This window comes from Croceitalea rosinachiae (genome assembly GCF_031846445.1).
Classification (GTDB): domain Bacteria; phylum Bacteroidota; class Bacteroidia; order Flavobacteriales; family Flavobacteriaceae; genus Croceitalea; species Croceitalea rosinachiae.
This window is the reverse complement of sequence record NZ_JAVRHR010000002.1, coordinates 137,772-149,624: the sequence shown is the minus strand read 5'-3', so window position 1 is coordinate 149,624 and position 11,853 is coordinate 137,772. Positions and strand designations below refer to the sequence as shown.

The window sequence follows — 11,853 nt, the reverse complement described above, 5'->3', positions numbered from 1 at the left end:
TATTCGTCTTACGTTACTGTTTATAAAGGGTAAAAAAACGATAGTCGTAGCAAGCAACTTTGGATTCAACACAACAAATTGTAATATCAAAAAAGCGAGCGAAACAAAGTTTCGTGCTGCAAGTCCCAAATCCTTACCAAGCTTCATCCTATCTTTTTGCGAGGTAAATCAAAGCTCTTTATTTAAATCTTGTTTCAAACTTTCCAAATCGCTTTCTTCGATTTCAATTTTATAGTACGATTTTCCAAATCGGGATTTTTCCAAAGTAATCTGATTCAATAATTTCAAAACTCTTTTACGTTCCTTTTTCCAATTCTCCTTGAGCATAAAATTATCATACTGGGTTACTTTGTCCCTTCTTAAAGATTGGTCGTATATTTTTTGCTGCAACTCTAAATCCTTTCGACTGTTTTTCTCTTCTCGTTCTGCAAAGTCAAATACCTTTTTGAGCATATCATGAATTTTTGGAATACTGCTATTCTTCTCCCAATTTCGAAGTAGTTCTTCCAGATAATCCAACCTTTTGCTCAACCGGTGTTCAGAACCCATATAGTTCATCAAATACTTGTTCTTTGGTGAGATTTTCGCCCCTTCAAAGAAGTCCATCATCAGTTCCAAAGTCATCGTGTGCGACTTGGAAATCTTCTTTGAAAACTCCCGATATCTTTCGGCAACTATCCGATTGATGCTTATAGCCGAGAAATCACTTATTTTCTTCTTTTTTAGTTCCATTTACAGTAAATTTTTTCAACGTTTATAGGGTCTCACAGGTTTTTTACTGTGTTTTTGCTACAAAAAATAATTATTTAATATTTTCAATTCATTGAAAATCAATGTTTTGCACCTTGTAACATCGCTTTAGCGTGTTGCCCTCTTGCTTTACAAACCTTTATCCGCTTCGCTGCTAAATTTTGTAAACCTCAAAAGGTACTTTTCATTGAAAAAGTAGGTTGCGCCCTTTCGGATTTTTGCTTTACGCTTACCTATCGGGACGCTACAAAAATCCAACAGAGGCCATGCGCTTTTTAGTTATGGTTAGATTTGGGGGCTTCGCTTCTTTGTTTCTTTTTTGCTTCGAACACTTCCATCAGGTTTTGCATATCCTCCCCTACTTTCTTTTGTAGAACCCTTGCATAAATTTGAGTCGTTGTAAGTTTGGTATGGCCTAATAATTTGGAAACCGTTTCTATCGGCACTCCATTCGATAGGGTTATCGTTGTAGCGAAAGTATGCCTGGCCACATGAAAGGTTATGTTCTTATGGATACCACATGTCTTGGCTATTTCCTTTAGGATTTTGTTGGTCTTTTGATTGCTATAAACTGGAAGTAGTTCACCAGTAGGCTCAATTTCATTTTCGTATTTATCCAGAATCTCCTTTGCCTTTGGAAGTAAAGGAATCTTAAGTAGCTCGTTTGTTTTTGTTCTCTTTGTATGTATCCATTTGTTTCCGTCAATACCTACCAAGATTTGGTTGCAGTTCAATTCCTTGATATCGATAAATGAAAGACCTGTATAGCAACTAAACAAAAAGATATCTTTGACCCGTTGTAAACCTATTGGAATAAAAGAAGTTTCTTCCAATAGTTCTAGTTCTCTTTCTGTAAGATAGTCTCGTTCGTTTTTAACAAACCGAAGTTTGAAGTTCGCAAATGGATTCTTCTCCAACCATTCCATACGAATGGACATGTTGATTATTTTCATCAGTCTAGACAGATGTTTCATTACACCATTATTGGTGCATGTTCTTCTTTCCTTTTTTGGTTTATAGGTTCTGATATAATTCTCGAAATTCACAATGAACCTATAGTTGAGTTGTACCAAATAGATATCATCCGTTTTGTGCTTTTCCTGAAGAAACTCCCTCAAATAGTTCTCCGTAGAGTAATAGTTTTTCAAGGTTCCTGCTCTGAGTTCATTATTGATATTTTGATTGTGGTATTCAACGGCCTTCATCAAGGTCATTCGCTCTTCGTCCTCCCCGAAGTACCTTAGCTTGATTCCTTTGGCCGAGATTACCTTCCTTTCCGAGTGCAATTGCTTGTGGGCATTGAGAACTTCGGCATATACATCATCTAAATAGGTGTTTAGTAAAATTAGGTTTGGGTCTGTTTCTTTGGCTCTACACCTGAAAATATCCCAATTGCACACCGCAATGTCCCGTTTAATACTAAATTCAGAACGTTGTTTATTGACCGTAATTCGGACATAAATGTCCAATTTTTCGGGATTGCTACGTTTTTTCCTAGTGAAGAAAATCACTCCTAAAGTGCTGTCTGTACGCATGTTCTAAGTCTTTTTAGTTAAACATCTTTTTGTTTAAAGACTACATCTAGATTGCCTAAATATTACATAAAATTAGCACAAAATGCGTACCGCTTTGTACACCGAATTGCACACCAGAAGGGTGGTTTCAGATGATATCATATGAATGCAAGGAAAATGAAAAACCCTGATAATCATACGATTAGCAGGGTTTTGACATTGCCAAAATGGCGGTTCGTCGGGATGACAGGATTTGAACCTGCGACCACACGGCCCCCAGCCGTGTACGCTAACCGGACTGCGCCACATCCCGAAAAAGAAAGGCAAAAATAGAAATTAATTATGATTTGTAGTTTACGAATTGATGGTATTTTTACCAATCTAATTACCTATAAGAAACTCTCGAATATCCATGAAAAAGGCTTCACGAGCTTCAGCTGAATCATTTTGCGGGTTGAATAAAAAATAACTTATAGTATGTTTTTCACAAAATTCTTCAATATTAGAACCCTTCCATAAATGGAAACTCATTAAGAGGGTATTATAATCGATTGTGTAAGGCTTTTCAGCAATGGCACTTAAGTAAAGGTTCAACATAAAAATAGATTGCTCATCTATTGCATCTTTACTATCAAATAAAAAGGATGAAGTGTGGGGTTGTCTTTCTTTTTTCATTGCTATTATTAGATGAAAAGTTAGTTGGTGTTTTGCATGACCTAACAAAATTCAAATTAAAACAATACAAATTAAAACCAATGCTCTCCAAAGGTGAATCGTTATTTTATTGAGCTGAACCACCAAAATACAATGTTGAATTGAAAGAAGCAAGATAAATAGTTAAAACAGTAATCACTTGCTATCAATTATTTACTTAATAATTTCTCCAATCTGGGAAACTTATCTATATAAGGTAAAGTGACCAACGAACTGTTGTTTCTCTATATCATTGGCATTTACAACATACCAATAATCACCTGTAGGCAAAGGGCTGCCTTCATAAGAACCATCCCATTTTTTTACCTGATCCAATTCTGCCACTACCCTACCGTATCGATCATAAATAATAACCTCAATATTGGGAAAGAATTCTCGGTTTTGAGGAAACCAGTCATCATTTAGACCATCACCATCGGGAGTGAAGAAATTTGGAAACTCTGGCATACCTTCAAAATTGAAGGGAAAAACAACTTCCACAAAACAACCTTGCGCATCTACTACCCGTACCGTGATTGTTGCATCGAAAATAATATTGAAAATATTTTCACTTCCCTGTGAATCCCCTTGAAAGAAATATTCATAATCTCCAAATCCTCCTGTTGCTATTGCTGTTACTTCATCCGCAGCAGTTTTCATAACTTCAACCGAAAGCGGTTCATACGCATCTATTGTAAATTCTACAAATGTGGTACATCCGTTAGGGTGATACAAAAAGGCAGTACGATCCCCTGCTGGTAAATCGGCCCATTGCATTTGTTCTGTTGCCAAATTGATATCATCCACATCTAAAGAAATCAATACATCCGATAATGAAGACGAATTAAGTGGTACAATGGTAGTCGTACTATTTGGAAAAATGCCCTCACAACCGTAAACCACTTGGACCTCAGCATTGATATCCACCCCAATTCCTATTGACACAACAATGTTCTCCATACAGCCGTTGGCATCACGTACAAAGAAGGCATAGCTTTCTCCACCTGTCAAGTTGTCAAAAAATAGGTTGTCATTTCTAACAAAATCTATATCATCTGAGGAATTCATTGCTACTTCGTAGTAAGACGTACCCATGGCATCTATAAAAGGAGTTCCCCCTGTTACAGTAAGCTGAGCCGTGCCATCAGCAAATCCAAGACATATTTCTGGCGTCTCTACTGAAGATATTTGAATTGTTTCAGGTTCAAAAACTTCAACGAATGTGGTTTCCGAACATCCTTCAGAATCTTGAATCAAAATAGTATATTCCCTACCACTACTATCACCTTGTAAGTCTTCAAAAGTATAAATACCAGGATTGTCGGGGTCATTAAAGAATTCATTAAAATTAGGTCCGATTGCAAATTGTATCAATCCTACGCCCCCACTATTCACCTCAACGGTAATCGTGCCATCCTCTTCACCACTGCAGCTTACAGGTGTAGCCGTTGTATTAAAAACAATAGGTTCTGGTCTTGCAACTACATATGGACCTTCAATATCTTGACAACTAACGCCGCTCGTAACCGCAATATAATAGTCGGTTGCATCATTTAGTCCTTCAAAAGTTCCAAAATTGTTAGAAGCGACCATAGTAGCTGTTGGTGAAGGATTAAATGCATCAACAGGATCACCCAAATAAAGTGTGTAGACATTAGACCCTACTCCACCCGAAGAAAATGATTCTATTCTACCATCAATTTCATTGGCACAAGAAATATCATCTGGTTGGTTGACCACTAAATCAATATTTTGAGCGTCGACCAAAGTCAATCCATTCGAATTTATAGTACCGCAAGTGTTAGTAGCATTAATTTTACGTACTTCAAACTGATAAAATCCTTGAACCCCATCAATCAAAGTTTCCGTAGAAGCATTACCAAGACCATCTTCCATTCTTGTAAATAAATCCATAGGATTACCTCCTGCCGAGCTGGCCAAGCGATATTCATACTCAAATCCAACTTCAGGGTTTTCAATACGCAAGCGCATTTGACCAATACCTCCACAACCTGGGGCTTGCACCTGTACCAAATCAGGAATGATTGGTGGTGGTGGATCCACATAATACGGTATGGTCATGCCGATACAACCAAAACTTGATGAAATCTCAATGGCATACCAGCCTTGACTGATAAACCCACCTGAAGCTCCTGAAAAGGTTGGTGAATCCTGCAAACCACTTCGTGATATCTCATCAGTTATATTATTACTGCCCAAATAAATCAGTTGATAGATGTATCCTGCACCAAGTACTCCACCTGCTGCGCCAGGTACTGCTGTAGAAGCATCACCGGTTGACGGATCAAAGGCTTCTAAAACAGCGTTGTTCCCATCTGGGCAAACCAAGGCTTGAGGCTCCCGAATTCCAGCCGTAATCGGGTCTATAGGGTTAAGGGTAATATCAAATGTCTCTAAACATCCTTCTACATCTCTGAAACCTACTTGGTAATCACCACTACTTAAGTTCTCAAATCGATTTACTGCACCCCACGTCTGAGTTTCCGTTTCATAAGTACCATCATTATCGCTATCAAATAGCAATCGGTATTCGTAGGCAGCGGAATCCCAACCACCATTCAAATTTGCTTCTATGACACCATTGTTGTCATTACAGCTTACATTTCCAATCTCAATAGCACCGGGAACTAATGGACCATTTGGTGCACGTACCGTCGCAACATTGCTCATAGTAGGACACTGAGGATCAGCTGATGTGGTTATGGCCACTTCATAATTTCCTCCAACCAATCCCGTAATTCGCGCTGGATCTCCACTCGCATCTGGGAAATTGGCAGTATCAAAACTACCTATGGCCTGAGCAGGAACAACACGATTTCCATTGACATCCAATAAAAAAGCTTCATAATTAAAGATTCCATTATAATCCGTAACCTCAATAAACAGACTACCATTGGCATCACCATCGCATAAAACGGGTCCAGCTTCAGTAATTAAAGCAGTAGGATAGATTGGTGGGGCAACGGTATACCTTGGCAACGGATAGCTACAGCCATTTACGCTATCATCTTGTATCTCAAAAAGATAATCTCCGGCATCAGGCAAATCTACCACTGCAGTACCACCGCCTGTAACACTAACATTAGCGACTGTGGTACCCGAGGGCGCTGAAGTTATTACTGTAAAATCAGAAGTACCGACAACAGTAATCTCAACGCGCTCAGGATTTGCACAGGTCAATTCATTCAAGGTAGTAAGACTTGGTAATACATCAGTAGGAGCGAAAACCGTGATGGTAACACTATCTTCGCAACCATTGGAATCTATAGCATAAATAGTTATCGTTTGGTCAGTACCATTATCAACTATATCAAAATCAGGACTACTTTGATAGCTATCGGCTGGGTCAATACGATATCCATAAGGACCCCCATTACCAATATTTGGACCAACAATGGTAGCTGAAATAGTTGCCGTGCTAAAACGATTAGTGCCATTTTCACAGACCAAAGTTTCATCCGTAGCGGTGATTTGAAATACAGGAGGTTCTGATACAGATGCGGTTTCGTCGTCAATACATCCTCTGTTAGTTTCAACCACTACACGGTAGGTATCTGGGTCAAGCCCATCAAAAGAACCAGATATATTGCTGCCTATCTGTGCTCCTCCTGAGTCAAATAGTCTATATTCAAAAATACCATCGATATCAGATCCTGGATTCAATACCACGTTAATACTACCATCATTCGCTCCATTACAGCTGATATCACTTTCTCCCATATCGGCAATGACCGGGACGGTCGCAGTATCTAAGGTGATACCATCGACGGTGAAGGTACAGAAAAGACTTCCGTCATTAGCAATATCATCGGTAACCATTACTTCATAATCTCCTGGGTCCACCCCTGTAAAAATACCAGTAGTATCACCCGTCGTATTTCCAGTGGGTGTACCTGTACCATCTCGCAATTCAAATGTAAAATTCCCACTACCTCCATTAGGGGTAACCGTTATTACACCGTCTGTATTATTACAACTTGGCTCTGTAGAGAATTCCGCTGAGGCAGAAAGAATCTGGAAAACCTCAGCAGTAGTATCGACATCACAGCCATTGGAATCCACAACATTTATATCATATACTCCGATGCTGGGTACGTTAAATGTTGCTGTTGTAGGATTGATACCATCGTAGGCTGGAACCAAGGTCTGACCGCCCAAAGTGAATGTCGGGTTATCGATAGTAGCAGGCATAGTCACATCAATCTGAAAACTTGCCGGAGGGGCGCCCGTAATACATTGATTGTTGACTACGATTGTAGGAATCGGCAAATCAGGATCTAATTGAACAATGGTTGCAGAAGTTTGAAATTCGCAGCCTCGCGAATCACGAACCCAAATGTCATAGGCGGTACCAGGTGCTAATGAACCTGACAAAGCGACGGTAGTTTCGAAACCATAGTCACCAGCTGCTGGTGGAGTCCCTGAAAGAACTACAGCATATTCATATGGAGAGTCGTTAGGCAATATTCCTGGAGCATATGGTGTTCCACCACTTCCCCTGAAGGTCAACTGGCCAAGTTCATTACAGTTGGCATTTTGGTTTTCAATAATGTCAACACGAGGGTAATCTAATATTGCATCACCTGTATCACCGTCCGAACATTCTGTACCTCCGACGCCATCATCGACTACCGTTATGGCGTAAGGTCCTTCTGGAACATCCAATGTTCCCGTAGTACTTGTTGCAGTAGCATCTGTAAATACGATTGCTCCAGTATCTAAATTTTGAATTTCAACAAAAAAGGTAGCTCCCGTAGTACCGGTAATCGTCCAATCTAATGTGACCAAATCACCTATACATGTAGCTCCCCCAACATTTAGAACGACGTCTACAGTAGATGGGCCTTCCGGTACATCAATAAGTTCTTCATAAGTACAATTTGTAGCATAATCAATGACCTCTACCGTAAATGATTGACCAAATTGAATATTGGCAAAACAATAGGATCGATTTGGTGTTGGTGGCGTTCCCCCTAAATCCGTGAACGATGGATCCTCAATTCTTCGAATTCCAAATGGACCTGTTCCTCCAACAATATCAACGCAATAGGCAAAACCTGCATCATCACAAACCAATGGTAGTATCGTAGTGGGCACAATATCAACTGTAGTAGATATGATATTAATCTGGTCTTGGTCAATACATCCTCTAGAATCTAATGTAATCACATTGTAATTACCTTCTGCCAAACCATTAATCGCCAATGGCAAGTCTGTTAAAGAAACATCTTCTTGCCTAAAGAACTCGTTTCCAAAAATATCTTCTACTATAATGATAAAATCAGGTCTACCATCAGCAATTGAATTAATAGTAATTCCACCAGAAACAACACCTGCTGCACAAACAGCAGGATTGGCCGAAACATCGGCGTCTGGTGGGTTTGTTAAGTCATCTGCAATAGCAACAGTAAGGACACCTGTAGTACAGTTTCTAGCATCTTTTACAATGTATTCATAAGTACCTGCGGATAGACCAGAATAAATGGTCTGCGAACCATAAGTGTATCCTGCCGGCTGTGCAGCATCAAATGGGCTATCTACGAGGCCTGTTCCTTGAGGAGCAAAAATCACCTCAAATGCTGGTGTACCGAAGGATACATCAGGGATAATCTCCACGTAACCACTATTGGGATCACCGCAACTTGGTCCTACTGGGTTCGATGTGGCCGATATGGCAACAGGAGCAGTGAACGTCAATGGTGGGGATGTATTCGTACAACTATTGTTATCTGTTACTTCAACGGTATAATTACCGTCGTCACCTAAAGGAACCGTATAATTAAAAGGATTTGAAGGTATAGGAAGACCAACGTGCCCTGCTACCGGAGTGCCATCTAGATAAATTGTATAAGAAGTACTTGCCAAGGTAGTAATATCTCCACCGTTAATGCTAATCTGCATTTCGCCATTACCACCACACGGAATTTCAGTAATCAAATCCAGGTCAATCTGGACTTGGGGGGGAATGGTCACTTGCAATTGGTCGGTACAATTGTTTCCATCCATTACCTCCACTGTGTATGTGCCCGGAACCAACCCTGTAAAGTTTGGACTTCCCTGTAAAGCCCCACCGTTAATTCGATATTGGTGGGTTGCCAATGCAGCCGTTCCAGCAGTGGAACTCACCATAATTGAACCATCATTTGTGGGCGAAAAACAGTTGTCTACAGCTCCTAAGGTAATTGTTGGTGGATCAACTGAACTTAAAGTAAATGTAGTTGATGCGGTACATCCTTCAGCATCTGTTACCGTAAGGGTATAGGTACCTTCCGCAGTAAGGTTTCCAAAAGTAGGACCGCTTTTAGGTCCTTGGGTGATGCCTGGAGGCGTTGGCCATTCCAATTCATAACGGTATGTGCCGAAACCACCCGAGGCGTTTGCCCTTACCCGACCAATATTGTTATTGGCACAACTCATATCGGTGACATCTGGAGTTATGCTCAGTGGCGTAGCAGGTTCTTCAACAGTAACACTTGCCGTATCGGTACAACCCGTATCATCGTCCGTGACCGTAATAGTGTAAGTGTTGGCTCCTAAATTGGAAATAGGCACTTGCAAATTAGTTTCCCCAGTACCATTAAAGCCACCTGGTGTTACTGTATAGGAATACGTATTTGCAAATCCATCTACCAAAAAAGTAGCATTGCCATCTGTTGCACCGTTACAAACCCTCAAATCACCACCAGACCCCACTCGTGCTCGAATGGAACTGATAACGGCTGGCGTAAAACTTTCTTCATAGGTGCAACCATTAACATCGGTGATTCTGAATGTATGGTTGATATTATTAGTGAGACCTGCAAACGTGTTGTTAGAACCATTGTTGACGACAGCACCAACCGGACTAATAATTTCATAGGTGTTGATAGGAAAGTTCGACGTTGGTGTTAGCACTACATCTGAAGTATTGGCCGCACAATTGGTATTGTTTTGTGCAAAATCAATATTGGTAGGGGGGTCTACATCGGCAATGGTAATTGCCGTAAAATCCCTTCGACATCCAGAAGCATTGCGAATCGCAGGCGTATACGTACCCGCAGGCAGATTATTGAATGTTTGTTGCGTAAAAAAGTCGCTTCCGTTAATACTGAATTCAAAAGGACCGCCACCTGCTCCAGTATAAGCACCAGGAAAAGTTATTGAACCATCATTTATACCTCCTAAACCATCGCACGTTAAATCTGCCCAAGTTGGGTCAGCTCCGTTTATTGCACCACTTTCAGTGACAGTAATTGAATCGGGCAAGGTAATAAAACAACTAAAACCACCCTGCTCGTATCGAACCTGAATGGAATTGTAGGTGCCAGCTGGTACGGAAAGTAATGGATCCGTGCTCCAAGGATCCGCTGGAGTCGCCCTAAAGGAAAGGTTGTATCCTTTGGCGTCAACTACCGTAATGTCTAATCGTGAACCACCATTGGTGCAGGTTCCATCAATACCAGCTACAGTGACATCGGGAGGTGTCAACTCTTGTACATTGGCTGAAGCTGTTATGATACATCCATTGGCATCGGTAATAGTGAAATCATAGGAGCCCGCAGTAGTAACATTGTATGTCGTTTGTGTAGTATAGGAGCCCCCTGAATTTCCCCCATCACTCACAGTGAACGTATATGGAGCAGTTCCCCCAGAAGTCCTTACAATAATGTCTACCGCTGGAGAACCACAACCAGGTTCAGAACTCAAACTTTCGTTCACCTCAGTGGATGCCGACAAGGGCACTATTCCATCACCAATGGTTATTGGGCTGCCATTAATATCAAGGCTTTGTTGTGGTGGTGGAATTCCATTAGCGATATCACCTGTACATTGCTGAGTTTCGACTTGAACGCTATATGTACCAAAACCAACTGCACTAAAGGTATAAGGGTTGGTAGTAATAAATGTGGTGAATTCAATTGGAATGCCCACTTCATCCAATAATGTATATCTAAATGGTCCTGGCACATCATTTACGGTCACTTCAATACTTCCGGTATCCCCAAAACATTGGGCATCAATAAACTCTACATCAATACTGATATCCTGTTGTTCGATAACAATAGGTTCGTATGGGTATTCACAGGTGTTTGGAGTATTCTGTAGCCTTGCGATAACTACGTAAGTGTCGGGAGCCAGTCCATCAAAAATTGGTGATGTCTGCCAATTTAAACCCCCATCGATACTAAACTCATAAGCACTTGAAAGATTGGTGATTTGAATACGCCCATCAACACCGCAGATATAATCTCTTTTTATATAGGTTTGGGTAATCGTACTTTTTTTCACCTTAAAAAAGTATTGCTGCCCATCCGCTATTACACGAAACTCTGCGCCAGAGCCGGCTGGTATGGTACTCGCATCTAGGTTAAACGTTTGTGACGTAGCTACCGTTGTGTAGCAAGAAGTAGTGGTATTGGGACAGTCTTCGTTAATATCAGGAACACAAGCTCCGCCTAGAATCTGCCATTGTACCGAGCCATAAGGTCCTCCGGAAAGTGAAATTGTTCTATCGTCAGAATCACCGCATAAATTAAAACGAGCTACGGTGAACCCATTGTTACTACATCCAACTTCTTCATCAGCTCCCTGTATAATCGTCATGAACATTGGTGATAAAGCCACTGATTCAGATACATTCACTTTTGAAACTTTCGCATCTATTCCAGCTGTTTTGGAAGAAGGGAAAGTTTCAGTCTTGGGTGTGCCAAACTTTGTATCAAATACATAAGTATTTGATTTAAAGACTGCCGAATAAACTACAACTGATGATAACACCAATAGCACGGCATACAGATGACGCCTTGTTTTTTTACGGGGCATAGGTTAAGCTCGGTATTTTTAATGTATTGAGGATTTGGGAGCCTAATACATTAATTAGTAATTATTTAAACTT

4 protein-coding genes and 1 tRNA gene are annotated in these 11,853 nt (G+C 40.5%); all 5 read right to left on the bottom strand.

Features of this window, described 5'->3' with window-relative positions:
* Positions 1-168: 168 nt before the first annotated feature.
* The gene (locus RM706_RS08335) at positions 169-732 is read right to left on the bottom strand and encodes a BfmA/BtgA family mobilization protein (protein ID WP_311350596.1); all 564 of its coding nucleotides are present in this window, start codon (positions 730-732) and stop codon (positions 169-171) included.
* 293 nt (positions 733-1,025) lie between these two features.
* Positions 1,026-2,285 (bottom strand): phage integrase SAM-like domain-containing protein, encoded by a 1,260-nt coding sequence (locus RM706_RS08330; RefSeq protein WP_311350595.1) that lies wholly within the window; start codon positions 2,283-2,285, stop codon positions 1,026-1,028.
* Positions 2,286-2,502: 217 nt separating this feature from the next.
* A tRNA-Pro gene (locus RM706_RS08325) sits at positions 2,503-2,577 on the bottom strand.
* 68 nt (positions 2,578-2,645) lie between these two features.
* Positions 2,646-2,939, bottom strand: a complete 294-nt coding sequence (locus RM706_RS08320) for a hypothetical protein (protein WP_311350594.1) — start codon at positions 2,937-2,939, stop codon at positions 2,646-2,648.
* Positions 2,940-3,161: 222 nt separating this feature from the next.
* Positions 3,162-11,780 (bottom strand): T9SS type B sorting domain-containing protein, encoded by an 8,619-nt coding sequence (locus tag RM706_RS08315; protein WP_311350593.1) that lies wholly within the window; start codon positions 11,778-11,780, stop codon positions 3,162-3,164.
* Positions 11,781-11,853: the final 73 nt, after the last annotated feature.